Annotated in this window: 16 protein-coding genes and 1 tRNA gene; 5 read left to right on the forward strand and 12 right to left on the reverse strand. The window is 73.7% G+C overall.

The window, feature by feature from the left end; all coding sequences use genetic code 11:
- Nucleotides 1-5 precede the first annotated feature (5 nt).
- From cofC to cofD, 4 genes are all read right to left on the reverse strand, one after another.
- Nucleotides 6-587 carry a 2-phospho-L-lactate guanylyltransferase gene (gene cofC, locus DEI88_RS10185; protein WP_111071392.1) on the reverse strand — a complete coding sequence of 194 codons (582 nt, stop codon included), beginning with the start codon at nt 585-587 and terminating at the stop codon, nt 6-8.
- Nucleotides 584-1,471 carry a coenzyme F420-0:L-glutamate ligase gene (cofE, locus tag DEI88_RS10190; protein ID WP_111071391.1) on the reverse strand — a complete coding sequence of 296 codons (888 nt, stop codon included), beginning with the start codon at nt 1,469-1,471 and terminating at the stop codon, nt 584-586. The genes cofC and cofE overlap by 4 nt, the downstream gene beginning before the upstream one ends.
- Nucleotides 1,423-2,394 carry a TIGR03557 family F420-dependent LLM class oxidoreductase gene (locus DEI88_RS10195; protein ID WP_111009641.1) on the reverse strand — a complete coding sequence of 324 codons (972 nt, stop codon included), beginning with the start codon at nt 2,392-2,394 and terminating at the stop codon, nt 1,423-1,425. Before DEI88_RS10195 ends, cofE begins: the two co-directional genes overlap by 49 nt.
- Nucleotides 2,395-2,549: 155 nt before the next feature.
- On the reverse strand, nt 2,550-3,566 hold the full coding sequence (gene cofD, locus DEI88_RS10200; protein ID WP_111071390.1) for a 2-phospho-L-lactate transferase: 1,017 nt from the start codon (nt 3,564-3,566) through the stop codon (nt 2,550-2,552).
- 337 nt (nt 3,567-3,903) lie between these two features.
- On the opposite strand from cofD, the gene DEI88_RS10205 reads away from it, so the two are divergent.
- A complete protein-coding gene (locus DEI88_RS10205) occupies nt 3,904-4,740 on the forward strand; it encodes a DUF2382 domain-containing protein (protein WP_111026170.1) in 837 nt (278 codons plus the stop codon).
- Between the two features lie 151 nt (nt 4,741-4,891).
- On the forward strand, nt 4,892-6,280 hold the full coding sequence (locus DEI88_RS10210) for a hypothetical protein (RefSeq protein WP_111071389.1): 1,389 nt from the start codon (nt 4,892-4,894) through the stop codon (nt 6,278-6,280).
- 16 nt (nt 6,281-6,296) lie between these two features.
- Here the strand turns inward: DEI88_RS10210 and DEI88_RS10215 are convergent, their stop codons facing one another.
- The 5 genes from DEI88_RS10215 to DEI88_RS10235 are packed head-to-tail and all read right to left on the reverse strand — an operon-like array spanning nt 6,297 to nt 12,034.
- A complete protein-coding gene (locus DEI88_RS10215) occupies nt 6,297-7,445 on the reverse strand; it encodes an NAD(P)/FAD-dependent oxidoreductase (protein WP_111071388.1) in 1,149 nt (382 codons plus the stop codon).
- A gap of 41 nt (nt 7,446-7,486) precedes the next feature.
- Entirely contained in the window at nt 7,487-8,407 is a 921-nt protein-coding gene (locus tag DEI88_RS10220) for an endo alpha-1,4 polygalactosaminidase (RefSeq protein ID WP_111071387.1), read from the reverse strand.
- Nucleotides 8,408-8,436: 29 nt separating this feature from the next.
- Complete coding sequence (locus DEI88_RS10225) at nt 8,437-9,774, reverse strand: alpha-amylase family protein (RefSeq protein ID WP_111071386.1); 1,338 nt, start codon at nt 9,772-9,774, stop codon at nt 8,437-8,439.
- Nucleotides 9,775-9,834: 60 nt separating this feature from the next.
- Nucleotides 9,835-10,527 carry a response regulator gene (locus tag DEI88_RS10230; protein ID WP_258374930.1) on the reverse strand — a complete coding sequence of 231 codons (693 nt, stop codon included), beginning with the start codon at nt 10,525-10,527 and terminating at the stop codon, nt 9,835-9,837.
- On the reverse strand, nt 10,520-12,034 hold the full coding sequence (locus DEI88_RS10235; RefSeq protein WP_111071385.1) for a sensor histidine kinase: 1,515 nt from the start codon (nt 12,032-12,034) through the stop codon (nt 10,520-10,522). The genes DEI88_RS10230 and DEI88_RS10235 overlap by 8 nt, the downstream gene beginning before the upstream one ends.
- A 218-nt stretch (nt 12,035-12,252) precedes the next feature.
- Between DEI88_RS10235 and DEI88_RS10240 the strand changes: the two genes are divergently transcribed.
- Nucleotides 12,253-12,504: an SHOCT domain-containing protein gene (locus tag DEI88_RS10240; protein ID WP_220038113.1), complete on the forward strand. Its 252-nt coding sequence runs from the start codon at nt 12,253-12,255 to the stop codon at nt 12,502-12,504.
- Between the two features lie 46 nt (nt 12,505-12,550).
- Here the strand turns inward: DEI88_RS10240 and DEI88_RS10245 are convergent, their stop codons facing one another.
- Together DEI88_RS10245 and DEI88_RS10250 are read right to left on the reverse strand one after the other, a co-directional pair.
- Nucleotides 12,551-13,003 carry a MarR family winged helix-turn-helix transcriptional regulator gene (locus DEI88_RS10245; RefSeq protein ID WP_111071384.1) on the reverse strand — a complete coding sequence of 151 codons (453 nt, stop codon included), beginning with the start codon at nt 13,001-13,003 and terminating at the stop codon, nt 12,551-12,553.
- Between the two features lie 201 nt (nt 13,004-13,204).
- Nucleotides 13,205-13,280, reverse strand: a tRNA-Lys gene (locus DEI88_RS10250).
- A 99-nt stretch (nt 13,281-13,379) separates the two neighbouring features.
- Between DEI88_RS10250 and bcp the strand changes: the two genes are divergently transcribed.
- Nucleotides 13,380-13,850, forward strand: a complete 471-nt coding sequence (gene bcp, locus DEI88_RS10255; RefSeq protein ID WP_111009565.1) for a thioredoxin-dependent thiol peroxidase — start codon at nt 13,380-13,382, stop codon at nt 13,848-13,850.
- Nucleotides 13,851-13,860: 10 nt separating this feature from the next.
- On the opposite strand, the gene DEI88_RS10260 is transcribed toward bcp, so the two are convergent.
- Nucleotides 13,861-14,235: a hypothetical protein gene (locus DEI88_RS10260; RefSeq protein ID WP_111009564.1), complete on the reverse strand. Its 375-nt coding sequence runs from the start codon at nt 14,233-14,235 to the stop codon at nt 13,861-13,863.
- 304 nt (nt 14,236-14,539) lie between these two features.
- Here DEI88_RS10260 and DEI88_RS10265 point away from each other — a divergent pair, with 304 nt between their 5' ends.
- Nucleotides 14,540-14,788 carry a WhiB family transcriptional regulator gene (locus DEI88_RS10265; protein ID WP_066515941.1) on the forward strand — a complete coding sequence of 83 codons (249 nt, stop codon included), beginning with the start codon at nt 14,540-14,542 and terminating at the stop codon, nt 14,786-14,788.
- Nucleotides 14,789-14,800 lie beyond the last annotated feature (12 nt).

A 14,800-nucleotide genomic window follows, 5' to 3' on the forward strand; every position in this document is an offset into this window, starting at 1 on the left:
CGGGATCAGGACCGGGCGAACGCCGCCAGCGTCCGCGGCCCCAGGCCGGACCCGAGGGCGGCCAGGTGCGCGGGGGTGTCCACGTCACGTCGGAGACCGGTGAGGCCCGGCAGGTCGAGCTCCGTGTATCCCTGGGCCCGATGGGCGCGGGCGGAGCCGCGTCCGAACCGCGGGCGGTGGTCGTGGCCGTGGAGTGCCGTGAGCAGGACGGTGCCGGTCCCGTCGGCGTCCGGCAGCACCGCGCGCGGGTACGCCGCTGCCGCCGCGAGCGCGGCACGGAGCTGCGCCGCGTCGAGTGCGGGCAGGTCGCCCTGGAGGACTGCGGTCGGGCCGTGTGCGCACGTCGTGATGCCCGCGAGCACCGCGGCGTCGAGGCCGCGGCCCGGGTCCTCGACCACGGTGACGGCGAGGGCGTGGAACGCCGGCGCGGACGACGGGTGGGTCACGACCACGACCGGCGCGACCGTGGCGGCGACGGCGACCGTGTCGAGCGCGATGGCGAGGGCCTGCTCGGGCGTGGCCGCGAGTCGCGTCTTGGCCCCCGCCGTGCCCTTGACCGGGACGACGATCGTCCAGTCCGGGGTCACGGCACCTCGGTGGGCGGCAGGATCCGGTGGGTGCGGGTCTGCTGGGCCTGCTCGGCCGCGGCCGCGGCCGCGGCCGCTGCCAGACCGGCCTCGTAGCCGTCGCGGTGCGCCTCGGCGGAACCACGCCGGAACCAGTCGCGCTCGGCCGGGTACTGGAGCACCCGCGCGCCGGGCGCGTCGGCGTCGAGCAGGTGCCCGAGTCCGCGGACCACCGCGACCGGGAGGCCCGTCGCCTTGCCCTTGGCGAGGTCTGCCGCGGCGGCGATCTCGTCGCCGACCGCCGGAGCGGTCACCCCGAGTGGCCGTCCGCTCGCGTCGAGGGTCCCGGCGAGGTCGACGAGCAGCCGGACGCCACTCGCGCCGATCGCGACGTCGGTCTGCCCGGTGCGCCACGCCCGCCCGAGCGTGTCGGTGACGACCACGCCGAGGCGGAGGCCGAAGCGGGCCTCCAGGGCCGTGCGGATGCGGCGGGCGGAGGCGTCCGGGTCCTCCGGCAGACGGAGGACGGTGCCGTCGGCGGTGTTCGAGGCGTCGACCCCGGCGGCGGCACCGACGATGCCGAGCCGGTTCTCCACGATCCGGGTGACCCGCCCGTCGGGGGTGGGACGTTCGGCGACGACGCGGACGGTCTCCTCGGCGATCACGCGGTCACGATCGGCGGCGGGGGCCGTCCGCCCCTCGGCCTTCGACACGACCTTGCTCGTCACCGCGAGGACGTCCCCGTCGGCGAGCGCCTGCTCGGGGTCCGCGGCGATCGCGTCACCGATGAGCGCGGCGAGGTCGGCACCCGGAACGACCTCGGGCACGCCGCGGATGGCGAAGACGGTGAACCGGGTCACCTGGTCAGCTTCGGCAGGACCGCGTCGGAGAACACATCGATCCATTCTCGCTGGTTCCGCCCGACGTTGTGCAGGTAGATCCGGTCGAAGCCGAGGTCCGCGTACCGCTGCAACGCCCGGAGGTGCACGTCCGGGTCGCTCGAGATGACCATGCGGCCCTCGAAGTCCTCGGGGCGGACGAGCTTGGCCATCTGCTCGAACTCGAACGGCGAGCGGATGTCGGCCTTCGGGAACTTCATGCCGCCGTTCGGCCACTCGACCATCGCGTTCCGGAGCGCCTCCTCGTCGGTCGGCGCCCAGGACAGGTGCACCTGGAGGACGCGGGGCATGGTCGACGGGTCCTTGCCGGCCTCGCGCGCGCCCTCGTCGAACTTGGCGAACAGGCCCGCGATCTTCTCGAGCGGTGCCCCCACCGTGATGAGGCCGTCGACCGTCCGCCCGGCGCGCTTGGCGGTCACGGGACCGGCGGTGGCGACGAGGATCTCCGGCGGCACCTCGGGCATGGTCCACAGCCGGGTCGACTCGAGCTTGAAGAAGGTGCCGGAGTGCTTGACGTCCTTGCCCGCGGCCGAGGCCCGGAACAGCTTCTGCATGACGTCGATGGCCTCGAACATGCGGTTGATGCGTTCCGGCGTCTCGGGCCAGTACTGCCCGACGACGTGCTCGTTGAGCGCCTCGCCGGATCCGAGTCCGAGCCAGTGCCGGCCCGGGTACATGGCGGCGAGGGTCGCCGACGCCTGGGCCACCATCGCCGGGTGCCAGCGGAACGTCGGGGCCGTGACGCCGGGCCCCATGTCCCCCCGGGTCCGTTCGCCGATGGCGGTGAGCACGTTCCACACGAACGAACTCTGACCCTGCGCGGGGACCCACGGCTGGAAGTGGTCGGCGGCCATCACCCCCGAGAACCCGTGCTGCTCGGCGTACTCGCTCAGCGCGACGGCCTCGGTCGGGTGGAACTGCTCGAGCATGGCGGCGTAGCCGATGGTCGGTCCGGTCACGGGATGCGTCCTCCTGTCGTGGGTGCCCGTGCGCCTGATGCATCCGCGGTCCGGGCTCCGGCTCGATCGTACGGGCGGTCAGGTCATGACGCTGGCTGCGGATCCGCGACGACCATCCGCTCCGCTCACGCTCCCCGGGCCTCCAGCCCGAGCGCCAGCGCGGCCCGCGCCATGTCGGCCGTGGCGTCGTCGTCGGTCATCCAGAGCGGGACGGCCCGGGTCCGGAGCCCGTCGCGCTGCAGCTCGGCCGCGGAGTCCGCGTCGACCTCGTCGACGAGCCAGGCGTCGAGCAGCCCGCCGTCCCGCCGGGCGCCGTAGTGCCGTGCGATCCCCGCGGCCGTCGCCTCGACGCCGACCACCGCACAGCAGACGTCCGCCATGCCACGCACGGGTCGACCTCCGATCACCGGGGCGACGCCGACCACCGGACCCCGGGCCGCGGCGAGCGCCTCGCGGACCCCTGGCACCCCGAGCATCGTCCCGATCGACACCACCGGGTTCGACGGCGCGAGGAGCACGACGTCGGCACCACGGATCGCCGCCGCTGCCGCCGCACTGACCGACGCCCGTTCGACGCCCTGCTGCACGAACCCGTGCGTGGGGATCGCGGCGCGGTGGCGCACCCACCACTCCTCGAAGTGGATGCGGTCCCGGGTGCCGTCGGGACGGTCGACGTCGACGAGGGTCGGGACCTCGTCGTCGGTCACGGGCAGGAGCGTGACGTCGAGGGCCCACCGCGCTGCCAGCCGCGCCGTGGCCCGGGTCAGGTCGTCGCCGTCGCGGAGCATCGCGGTGCGCGCGATGTGCGTGCCGAGGTCGAGGTCGCCGAGCGTGAACCACGGCCACCCCACGCCGTAGGCGGTGAGCTCGGCGCTGACCCGTTCGGACTCGCCCGCCCGCCCCCATCCGCGCTCGGTGTCGTTCGCGTCGGCGAGGGCGTACATGACGGAGTCGAGGTCGGGGCACACGCGCAGCCCGGTGAGCCAGAGGTCGTCACCCGTGTTCACCACGACGGTGACGTCGAGGTCCTGCTGCCGCGCGAGGTGCCGCACGCCGCGCGCGAACCGTCCCCCGCCGACGCCGCCGGCGAGCACGGTGACGGAACGGCGGGTGGGCACGGGTGTCGAGGTCGAGGAGGCCATGCGTTTGATCCTCCCAGGCACCGGGAACGCCAGGGAACGCGGCTGGATCCGGCACGAACCAGCAGCAGGAGGAGCACGTGCCCCACATCCTCCGACATGCGTCGTGGCACCGCGTCCCGGGCCGCAGAAGTACGCGAACGGCTCTGTTTGTCCCCCGTTCGATGGGTGGCACCCGGACATGCGGGACGGCACGGCCGAGAACGCGTTGCATCGCCTGCGTCGACGTCAGCCCGTACGGCGCGTCGCGATCACACCGGCGCAGGGCCCGACGTCCACGCGCTCCAGAGCAGACCGAGAAGCAGACCCGAGAAGCACCACCGACATCAGGGAGAACGCGATGATCGACACCACCACCATGAACGACATCTTCGACGCGACGGTCATCGACCGCGACGGCGACAAGGTCGGCACCGTCAAGCAGGTCTACGTGGACCAGAACGACGGTCACCCGCTGTTCGCCAGCGTCTCGACGGGACTCTTCGGCACCTCCGAGTCCTTCGTCCCGCTCGAGAACGCGAACTACAGCAACGGCACGTTGACGGTCGGGTACGAGAAGGCCAAGATCAAGGACGCCCCGCGGGTGGACGCCGACGGCCAGCTCGGCATCGACGAGGAGAACACGCTGTTCTCGTACTACGGCATCACCGGCGGCACCGGCACGACGGACACCTACGCCGGCACCGACACCACCACGACCGGCACCGACACCACGGGCACGGTCGGCACCGGCACCACGGGCTTCGAGGGCGCCGGCCACGACACCTCCGGCCCCGACACCGACGACGCCATGACCCGTTCGGAGCAGCACCTCCAGGTCGGCACGCAGCAGGTCCAGACCGGCCGTGCGCGCCTCCGCAAGCACATCGTCACCGAGCAGCAGAACGTCACCGTCCCCGTCCAGCACGAGGAGGTCCGACTCGAGCGCGAGCCGATCACCGACGCGAACGTCGGCGCCGCGACCGACGGCCCGGAGCTCAGCGAGGAGGAGCACGAGGTGACCCTCAGCGAGGAGCGCGTCGTCGTCGACAAGGAGACCGTGCCGGTCGAGCGCGTCCGCCTCGGCAAGGACACCGTCACCGAGCAGCAGAACGTGACCGAGGACGTCGCGCACGAGGAGATCGAGCTCGAGGGCGACGGCGGCACCACCGGCACGACGGGCACCACGCGGAGCTGACTCCGCAGCACCGTCACCACGACGACGGCCCGCCACCCCCTCGGTGGCGGGCCGTCGTCGTTCGTCGTGCAGGACGCGTCCGGACCGCACGGGACGTCGACCCCGAAGAGGGGCCTGCGCGGCACCTGGGAGGCGCCGGTACGGTCGCCGCATGGGGGAACTCCGTGACACCGCCGTCCCGTCCGAGCCCGCGGGAGCGGCGGCCCCGCCGTTCCGGTTCCGCCGCCCGCTCGGGTGGCCCGAACCGTCGGCGGAGTGGGTCGCCCTGCACCAACTGTGGGAGCCGCCGGAGGGCTGGTCCCCGGCACCGGGCCTCCCGGCCGCGCCACGCGGATGGCGCTTCTGGACACGCGATCGTGCGGCGATGCTCGCGTTCCTCGGCCCGTCGTGGTCGGCAGCCCGACGCGCCCGCTGGATCGCAGCGGTCGTGTTCCTGGCCGGCGACGTCGTCACGGCCGTCGGGGCGGCCTCGCGCGGACCCTTCGTCATCGCGAGCGGCGCGATCCTCGTCGGCGGCGTGCGGCTGATCGTGGCGCACCGTCGTGTACGACGGCTGGCCGGCGACGCCGTCGAGCGCATCGCGACCGACGCGCGGAGCTGGCGTGCCTGGGCGGTGCCGCAGCGGGCGCGTCGGCGGGCGGACGCCCTGGGCACGCCGTGGCTGACCGATGACCAGGCCGTGACGGCGTGGTCCGCGGAGGCGTGGGGCACATCCACCGCCTCGGCGTTCGTCGAACCCGGGCGGACCACCCCCACGCAGCTGCACGAACGGCTGACCCGCCGACGGCGATGGGACACGGTCGGTGCGACCGTCGTCGTCGCGGTGACGGCCCTCGTCGTGGCGGCCGGACTCGTCGTACCCGCCCTGCCGTCACCGGCACACGGGCCGGTCACGGCCGCGGGCCGGTCGGGAGGCCCGGGCACCGCCGACGGCACGCGCGCCGGCGGTCCCGCACCGCGAGCCGAGGACGACGTCCACGTCACCGACGTCCCCGACGCCGACGTCGGCCGCTACTGCGACCCGTCACCGACGCTGCCGGGCGCCACGGACGACGGCGGGTGCTGGGCCTGGACCCTCTCGACGACCACGACGTGCCGCGCGCGCGTCGAGGTCGGGTTCGCCGACACCGCGACGGGCGTCGCCACCCGCCTCGCGCTGCGGTTCGTCGACGTCCCCGCGGGCGTCCCCGTCGTCCTCGTCGAGTCCGGGAACGAGGCGTACGCCGGGGTCCAGGACGTCATCTGCCACGAGGTCCGCCCGTCGCTGCTGCCGGTGTCGGTCGACGGTCAGGTCCCCGCCGCCGCCTACCCCGACGCGTGCAGCACCCTCGGGTGCGTCGGCTTCCGGCTCACCCCGCACGAGACCTGCCCGATGTCGACGATCACCATCGGCGTCGCGTCGCGGCAGGGTGGCCAGGACGACCGACGGGTCGTGGAGTCCGAGCCGCTCACCGACGGCACGCCGACCACCGCGTTCGTCGGCGGCGTCGGCGGCGGGAACGCCGCGACGATCCGCGCGATCACCTGCGGCGGGGTCTGACCGGACGACCGGCGGATCAGCGCGCGTCGGTGCCAGGGACGCCAGCGCGTCCGGGCGCGGTGTGCTCGAGCTCGGGTGCCGGTTCCCCCAGCACCCACCGGGCCACGGCGTCACCCAGCAGCGGGCCCATCGTCAGTCCGGCCGCGCCGTACCCCGTCGCGACGACGACGCCCGGCGCACCCGGCAGCGCACCGACGACCGGCATGGTCTCGTCGGGCAGGGGCCGCAGCCCGACCCGCGTCTCGATGAGCGTCGCGTCCGCGAGTCCCGGCGCGACCGCCAGCGCGTCCTGCAGGACCTGGAGCTGCCCGGCCGCGGTGACGCGTGGATCGAACCCGCTGCCGGTCTCGCGGGTCGCGCCGACGGCGACGCGCGAGTCGTCGAACGCCACGAGGTAGTGGTGCGACAACGGGTGGACGGAGGGCCAGGCGGACGTGTCGACGCCCTCGACGCGGAGGTGCGTGATCTGACCGCGCTGCGGTGCGACCGGGACGGCGGCACCCGTGGATGCGAGGAGGTCCCGTGACCACGCGCCCGCGGCGACCACGACGACGTCCGCCGTCGTGTCCGCGCCGTCGACGTCGACCAGCGGCCGGCCCTGCACGACGCGCACCGATCGGACGTGGCCGCCCCGCCGCACCGCGCCGAGGCGCTCGGCCGCCAGGAGGAGCGCATCACGGAGCGTGCGGCCGTCCACGCGTCCGCCGCCCTCGATGAAGAGCGCGTCGAGTCCCGCGGCGAGCGGAGGGAAGCGTCGTCGGGCCTCGGCGTTCGTGATGCGCTCCACCGCGCCGACGACCGACCCGGCGACGGCCGCCCGCGACCGGACCCGGGCCTCCGCCGCGTCCAGGAGGGCCGGGTCGGCGTTGACGACGAGCGCACCGCTCCGACGGTGGTCGGTCCGGGTCACGCCGACGCCGGCGAGCTGCGCGAGCAGGTTCGGGTAGAACGCGGCGCCCGCCGCGTAGAGGTCGAGGAACGGCCCGTCGACCGCGGACGACCAGGGCTGCAGGATCCCCGCACTCGCCGCGGTCGCCTGCCCGGTCGCGCCGTCGTCGACGACCGTCACGGCCACCCCACGGCGCGCCAGGGCGAACGCGGTGGCGGCGCCGGCGATCCCGGCTCCGATCACGAGGGCGGTGGCGGTGGTGTCGGAGCGGGGCACGGAGCGGCTTCCTGTCGGCGGGCGGGGGCGCGACGATGCTCTCACGAGCCGGCGACGAGGCAGCGCCGGTACCGGTACGCCGCGTGCGAGGGCGTGACGAGGTCACGATCGCGGAGGATCGTCATGCGCGGCCGCGACGCGGAACGGCAGGCGGCGGCGAACGTCGTGCGGAGCGCGTCGCTGTACTCGACGTCGATCACCCGTCCGCCGTACACGCGGGTGTACGCACGGCACTCGTCGTAGCGCACGCACTCCTCGGCGACGGCGAAGTCGAAGCCCCCGACGTCCCGCCCCCGCGTGCCGAGGCCCGGCGCGTTCTTCTGCCCCGCGGTGAGGCCGTCCCGGTGCGCCACGTCGACCAGGAGCGCGGCGGTGGCGAGGGCGTCAGCGCGGCTGAGGCGCCCGCGCGAGCGCGTCCACGAGTCGAGGTTGTCGAACTCGACGGCGTCGAACCCACGACGTGCACAGCGGTCCACGGTGCGGGACAGGACCCGGACGACGTCTCGACGGTGCGCCGCGGTCCCGGTGTCCAGGAGGACCTCGTCCGGCCACCCGGGATCGCTGACCGGTTTCCCCGATGCGGTCCGGAGGAGGTCCCTCGGGTGCTCGCGCCGCCACCACGCGGTGTCCTGGGGCTGGGTCTGGAACCCGTTGACGTAGCAGATCCCGTACGTGCCCGGTGCCGGATGCGCGGTGCTGTCCCGTTCGACGATCGTGACGCCGGCGGGCGGACGGTAGGCGCCGCCGAGCTGGTAGTCCGGGCGCCCGCGGGTCGGGAACGGCCGGACCGGCGGGGACGAACGCGTCGCGGTGGACGCGGGTGCCGCGACGGCGAGCCTCCCGACACCGAGCCCCCCGACGCCGAGCCTCCCGATGGCGGCCGACGCGGGTCGGTCCGACGGCGCGGCGGACGCCACGGGCGGGGCGACCACCCAGCCGGCCACGACGAGCACGGCGGTCATGCAGGCTCGCCCGGAGACGCGACGAGCGGTCACCCGCCGAGCACCGCCCAACCGGAGGCCGCCAGTCGGACGCGACCGTGGTCGACCTCGCCCGCGCCCGCCTCGATCATGGTCGACCCGGCCGCGGGCAGCGACACCGCCTCGTCGCCGATGTTGAGCGCGGTGACGACCGCGTCCGTGCCGATCGCCGTCCGGAGCACGATCGCCGTGTTCTCGAGGTGCACGACGTCCGTGTGCGCGCGGTGCAGCCACGGGTGGCGACGCCGCACGGCGACGAGCGCCTGGTGCGTGCGGAACGCGTCCCGGCCCTCCGGATCGAGGTCGGCCGGAGCCGGCGGCACGGGTGGGAACGCCGGGCGCACGGCGTCGTCGCCGCCGACCCGGGCCTCCTTGACGCCGCGGAAGGCGTACTCGTCGCCCGCGTACACACTCGGCACGCCGGCCACCGTGAACAGGACCGCGAGGGCGTGCGGCAGGTGCCGCGGACCGACCGCGGAGGTGATGCGCGTCACGTCGTGGTTACCGACGAACGTGCTCGGGACGAACGTCGACAGGAGCGCGTCGTGCCGGCGGATCGCGTGTGCGAGCTCGTGGCAGTTGCCGTCCGCGATGCCGTGCCAGATGCCCTGCCACAGCTCGTACTGGGTGACCGAGTCCATGGTCGAGGCCCGCACGACGGCAGCGGCGTCACCGTGGATCACCTCACCCGAGAACCAAGCGTCCGGGTGCCGCTCTCGCACGCGGGGCAACACCGCCGCCCAGAACGCGGGAGGCACGGCGTACGCGGCGTCGAGGCGCCAGCCGTCCACGCCGCGGTCGAGCCAGTGGGTCATGACGTCGACGACCAGGTCGACGGTCCCCGAGGAGCCGTGGTCGAGGGCGACGAGTTGGTCGTGGCCCTCGAACACGTCCGCGTCGACGCGGTCACCGGGACGCCACCCGTCCCAGCGCACGCGGAACAGTCCGGCGGTCGGGGCCGCGGGTCCGTCCTCCTCGAGCGCTCGGAACGCCGGATGCGCGCGCCCCACGTGGTTGAACACCCCGTCGAGCAGCACCCGGACGCCGCGGTCGTGCGCCGTGGCGACGAGACGGAGGAGGTCGTCCTCGTCCCCGAGCCGCGGGTCCACCTGGAAGTGGTCGAGCGTGTCGTAGCCGTGCGTCGACGACGCGAACACCGGTCCCAGCGCGATGCCGTTCAGCCCGAGGTCGACGACGTGGTCGAGCCACGCCTCGAGTCGGCCGAGCCGGTGCTCGACCGGGCGTTCCCGTGCCGACGGCGCGGGGGCATCCGGCGGACGGATGTCGGCACCGACGAACCCCAACGGGTACACGTGCCACCAGAGGGCGTGCTCCACCCAGGACGTCATCGACCACCTCCGGTTCGTCGGCCTGGTCGACCCTACCGATCCGCGCTGGGGGCCACGCGGTCAGGAGCCGGACCAGCCGGGTGCGACGAGGCCCGTCTCGTAGGCGAACACGACGAGCTGCGCCCGGTCCCGTGCGCCGAGCTTCACCATCGCCCGGCTCACGTGTGACTTCGTCGTCGCAGGGCTGATGAACAGGCGTTGGGCGATCTCGCTGTTCGACAGTCCCCCGGCGACCCAGCGCATGACCTCGCGCTCCCGGTCGGTCAAGCGGTCGAGTGCAGGGGTCAGTTCCGCCGGGGTGGCGTGCGTGGCGAAGGCGGCGACGAGGGACCGGGTCGCCCCCGGCGAGAGCAACGAGTCACCCGCAACCACCGTCCGGATCGCGCGGAGGAGCTCGGCCGGCTCGGTGTCCTTGACCAGGAACCCGGCCGCTCCGCCCCGGATCGCCTCGAACACGAAGGCGTCCTCCTCGAAGGTCGTGAGGACCACGACGCGCACGTCACGGAGCGCCGGGTCGGCACCGATGCGCCGCGTCGCCACGAGTCCGTCGACGCGGGGCATCCGGATGTCCATGAGCACGACGTCGGGGTGGTGTTTCACGGCGGCACGCACGGCGTCCTCGCCGTCGGCGGCCTCGGCGACGACGGTCATGTCGGGCTCGGACTCGACGAGCGCCCGCAGTCCGGCGCGGACGAGTGCCTGGTCGTCCGCGATCACCAACCGGAGCGGCGCCGCCTCGCTGGCGTCATCCACGGTGTGCCTCCTGTCCTCGCTCGAGGGCAGCGGTCCGTCGGTCCGTGATGTCCGTGCCCGTGGTCGTGGTCGTGGTCGTGCCGGTGGTCGGGGTCGGGGTCTGGGTCGTGCCGGTGGTCGGGAGCCGCGCGTGCACCCGCCATCCGCCACCGGTGACCGGGCCGGCTTCGAGCACGCCCCCGACCGCAGCCACCCGCTCCCGCATGCCGATGATGCCGTTGCCCGACGGACCGAGGCCGGCCTGGGCGCGGTCGAGGGTGTCCTGCGGGGCGTCCACCGAGGGCGACGCGGAGGACGCGGCCGACGCGGAGGACGCGACTGACGCGGCCGGGTCCGGCTGTGCAGCAGTGCCCCTCCGCCCGCGCGCGTCGGGCAGGTCCTCCACGGTGACGTCGAGGACTTCCGCAGACGCGCCGACGACCACCGCGACACGATTCCACGGCGCGTGCTTCATGACGTTCGTCACCGACTCCTGCACGATGCGGAACGCCGTCCGATCCACGATGCGGTCGACGGCGCCGAGGTCGCCGTCGACGTCGAGCGTGACGTCGAGTCCGGCCGCCTCCGCGCGCAGGACGAGATCCCGGAGTCGATCGAGGCCGGGCACCGGGGACCGTTCGGGCACCACGACGCCCCCATCCCCGGTCGCCTCGGTCCCACTCCCGGTCGCCGCACCCGCGCCGCCGCTGTTCGTTCCCGCGTCCGGATCGTCCACCCTGCGGAGGACCCCGAGCACCGCGCGGAGCTCCACGAGGGCCTCGTGGCTGGCGTCGCGGATGCTCGTCAACGCGGCCCGGGTCGGGTCCGGCAGGTCGGCGCCGAGGTGCAGCGCCACCCCGGCCTGCAGGTTGATCAGCGACATGTTGTGCGCCACCGAGTCGTGCAGCTCACGAGCGATGCGGACGCGTTCGTCCTCGGCGCGCCGCCGGACCGCTTCCGCGCGTGCGCGGCGGGCCTCGGCCGCGCGGAGCACGCGGACGCGAGCGAGCTCGCTGAGCGCGATCGTGAGTCCACCCCACGCGAGCATGACGGTGACCGTCCCCCAGGGCAGGACGGACGAACGCCCGGTCGCGAGGTCCACCCACGGGAGCACGAACGCGCCGATCGCCACCGCCGCGGCCGCGGAACGGCGACGACCCGACAGCCACGCGTTCACCGCCGCCATGGTGAGGGCCGCGACGAAGGGACCCCGCGGGCTCACGAGGACCGCGTAGCCGAGGGTCGTCGCCAGCGTCACGCCGAGGACGACGACCGGCCAACGCCACCGGAACGGCAGGACGACCACCGCAGCGACGAGCATCGCGATCGCGAGCGGACCGGGTGCCGCCACGACGGCCTCCCCCGTTCCCGGCCCCCACGGCGGTCCCGGATGAGCGGGCACGGTGCCGGGCGTCGGCCCGGTCCAGCGCGACAGGACGAGGGTGCCGACGAGTTGCAGTGCCGCCACCGGGAGCACCCTGCCGACGCGCGCGAACCGCCGCCGCCCGGTCTCGGTGGGTCTCCTCATGCCCGGAAGCCTAGGTGCCGACCGGGGCGCCGTCGTCCGCCCGGGGAGGTGTCCGTGGACTCCTCCCTCCGGCGTGATGCGTGTGGAGGAACGACCTCGGGTACTGCCGTCGGGAGCACGTCCAGGAGCGTCCCCCGAGCGGACGACAGGACGACCGCGGAGCAGGAGCCTGGACCGGTCGCACCAGCGACGCCCAGCCACCGACCGAGGAGGTCACCATGACACCCGCACTCTCTACACTCGCCGCCGCACCGTCCTGGCACGGCGGCCCGCCCATGGCCCCGTTCGCCGTGTTCCCCGTCGTGTTCCTCGCGACCCTCGTCGTGCTCGCCCTCGTGTTCGGGGTCCTCCGCCGCGGGCCGTGGCGCGCTCGCTCCGACGCCCGGGCCGTCCTCGCGGACCGGTTCGCGCGCGGCGAGATCGACGCGACGGAGTACCGGGCGCGGTCGTCCGAGCTCGACCGACGTTGACGCCGCGGCACCGTGCCGCACGCCGCGGTCGCCGCCGGTCCCGGGACTACGTCCCGTCTGCGCCCGCGGCGGCCGCGTCGGACACGACGCCCTGCGCCTGCTCGAGCAGCCCGGTCGCGAGGTCGTTCAGCACGAGGTACAGCCCGGCCCGGTGCTCGGCGTCGACGGCCCGCATGACCCCCTCGTAGCGGCGCCGGATCTGCGCGACGACGGCCTGACCCGCGGGTTCGAGCGTCAGCAGGGACCCGCGCCGGTCGGCCGGGTTCGGGATCCGCTTGATGAACCCGCCCGCCACGAGTCGGTCGAGCATGCTCGTGACCGCACCGGAGGTCAGCTCGAGGAACCCGGCGACCTCGGTCGGCGTGGACCGGGCCGTGTCGTCGATGAGCACGAGCGCCCGCAGCGCGTTCTCGTGCACGCCCGCGAGGAGGCTCAGCTGCCGCATGAGCGCGGCGTTCGCCCGCTGTACGGAGGTGAACGCCGCGATGAGGTCGGACACGTCCTCGTCCGCTGTTCCCACCCGTCACCCCCCCTGCTCCCGCCCGGAGGTACGCACGCTACACCGAGTCCAGGTCGTCCTCGGCGCGACCCGCGAGCGCCGCGGTTGCCGGACGACGCCCCCGATCGAGGGGGACGACGGCCGCGCCTGGCAACGACGAAGCCCCGAACCTGCGGCTGATGCCGGGAGGTCCGGGGCTGGTGGTGCGCCCCCTGGGACTTGAACCCAGAACCCACTGATTAAGAGTCAGTTGCTCTGCCAATTGAGCTAGAGGCGCGTACCGTCGCGGCTCGCCGCAACGGAGAACAACAATAGCATGGGTCTCGGCCGCCACGGACCACGGGGCGACGCCACCACGTCGCGCAAGGAGCACAGGATGACCGAACGTCTCGCCGCCGGGGCCGACGCCCCCGACTTCACCCTGCCGGACGAGCACGGCACGCCGACGAGCCTGCGCGACCTGCGGGGCCGGAAGGTCATCGTGTACTTCTACCCGGCCGCGTCGACGCCCGGATGCACGACCGAGGCCTGCGACTTCCGCGACAACATGAACTCCCTGCAGGGCGCCGGCTACACGGTGCTCGGCATCAGCAAGGACGACCTCCCCGCGCTGCAGCGCTTCAAGGACGAGCAGGCCCTGACCTTCCCGCTCCTGAGCGACCCGGACCTGACGGTCCACCGCGCGTACGGCGCGTACGGCGAGAAGAACCTCTACGGCAAGGTCACGACGGGCACGATCCGCTCGACGATCGTCGTCGACGAGGACGGCCGCGTGCAGCTGCCGCTCTACAACGTGAAGGCGACGGGGCACGTGGCCGCGCTGCGGAAGAAGCTCGGCCTGGACTGAGTCCCTGCCCTCAGCGCTCGAGGTCGCGGCGGGCGAGCACCGCCGTCGTCGCCGGTGCGAAGACGAGCACCAGGGCGAGCAGCGCTGGCAGGAGCAGCACCCACCCGATCGCCGGGACCCGGAACACGCCCTGGAACGCACCGACGGCGAGGGCGATCTGGAGGAACTGCCAGACGACGACCCCGCTCCGCACCCAGGAGCGGGCGCGGGCCAGTCCGAGCACCATCGCTCCGAGCCAGATCGCGGCGACGGCGGCGAGGACGATGAGCGCCAGACCGTTCACGACCGAGTCCGGCGGGGCGACCACGAGGTCGACGACGAGCACCACCGTGAGCACCGCCACGGCGAGGAACTCGAGCCCCACGACGACCGCGAGACCGAGCACGGTCGGCGTCCGGAATGCCGCGCGATCAGGTGATTCCCGATCAGCGGCACCCTCGGGGCGCTCCGGGCGTGGGGCATCCGACACAGCGTTCCTCCAGCTCTCGACCCTTGATTTGGCCATATCAGTATGGAACGATGTTCGAGGTCGATGGAACGCCACGATGACGTGTGCGCCTCCCGCAGAGTCTTTCTCTCCCCCACAGAGAATCCCCCCGCAGTGCTGCAGCCCAGCTGGCCCACGCCTGCACTTGATTCGCCACGGCCGTTCGTCGTGCGATTCGAAGCTATTTAAGGAGCATCAACACATGGATTGGCGTGACAAGGCCGCCTGCCTCACCGCGGACCCCGAGCTCTTCTTCCCGGTCGGGAACACCGGCCCGGCCGTCGACCAGATCGAGAAGGCGAAGTCGGTGTGCGCTCGGTGCACCGTCACCGAGACCTGTCTGCAGTACGCGCTCGAGACCTCGCAGGACTCGGGCGTCTGGGGCGGTCTGAGCGAGGACGAGCGTCGCGCGCTCAAGCGCCGCGCTGCCCGCGCACGTCGCGCCTCCTGACCGAGCGCACCC

The sequence above is a fragment of the Curtobacterium sp. MCBD17_003 genome (genome assembly GCF_003234885.2).
Taxonomy (GTDB): domain Bacteria; phylum Actinomycetota; class Actinomycetes; order Actinomycetales; family Microbacteriaceae; genus Curtobacterium.

Excerpts from the sequence above, each read along its gene's own strand:
- cofE (WP_111071391.1), bottom strand. The coding sequence starts at position 1,471 with ATGGATCGATGTGTTCTCCGACGCGGTCCTGCCGAAGCTGACCAGGTG.
- DEI88_RS10195 (WP_111009641.1), bottom strand. The coding sequence starts at position 2,394 with ATGCTCGAGCAGTTCCACCCGACCGAGGCCGTCGCGCTGAGCGAGTAC.
- cofD (WP_111071390.1), bottom strand. The coding sequence starts at position 3,566 with ATGGCCTCCTCGACCTCGACACCCGTGCCCACCCGCCGTTCCGTCACC.
- DEI88_RS10205 (WP_111026170.1), top strand. The coding sequence starts at position 3,904 with ATGATCGACACCACCACCATGAACGACATCTTCGACGCGACGGTCATC.
- DEI88_RS10210 (WP_111071389.1), top strand. The coding sequence starts at position 4,892 with ATGGGGGAACTCCGTGACACCGCCGTCCCGTCCGAGCCCGCGGGAGCG.
- DEI88_RS10220 (WP_111071387.1), bottom strand. The coding sequence starts at position 8,407 with ATGACCGCCGTGCTCGTCGTGGCCGGCTGGGTGGTCGCCCCGCCCGTG.
- DEI88_RS10225 (WP_111071386.1), bottom strand. The coding sequence starts at position 9,774 with ATGACGTCCTGGGTGGAGCACGCCCTCTGGTGGCACGTGTACCCGTTG.
- DEI88_RS10235 (WP_111071385.1), bottom strand. The coding sequence starts at position 12,034 with ATGAGGAGACCCACCGAGACCGGGCGGCGGCGGTTCGCGCGCGTCGGC.
- DEI88_RS10240 (WP_220038113.1), top strand. The coding sequence starts at position 12,253 with ATGACACCCGCACTCTCTACACTCGCCGCCGCACCGTCCTGGCACGGC.
- bcp (WP_111009565.1), top strand. The coding sequence starts at position 13,380 with ATGACCGAACGTCTCGCCGCCGGGGCCGACGCCCCCGACTTCACCCTG.
- DEI88_RS10265 (WP_066515941.1), top strand. The coding sequence starts at position 14,540 with ATGGATTGGCGTGACAAGGCCGCCTGCCTCACCGCGGACCCCGAGCTC.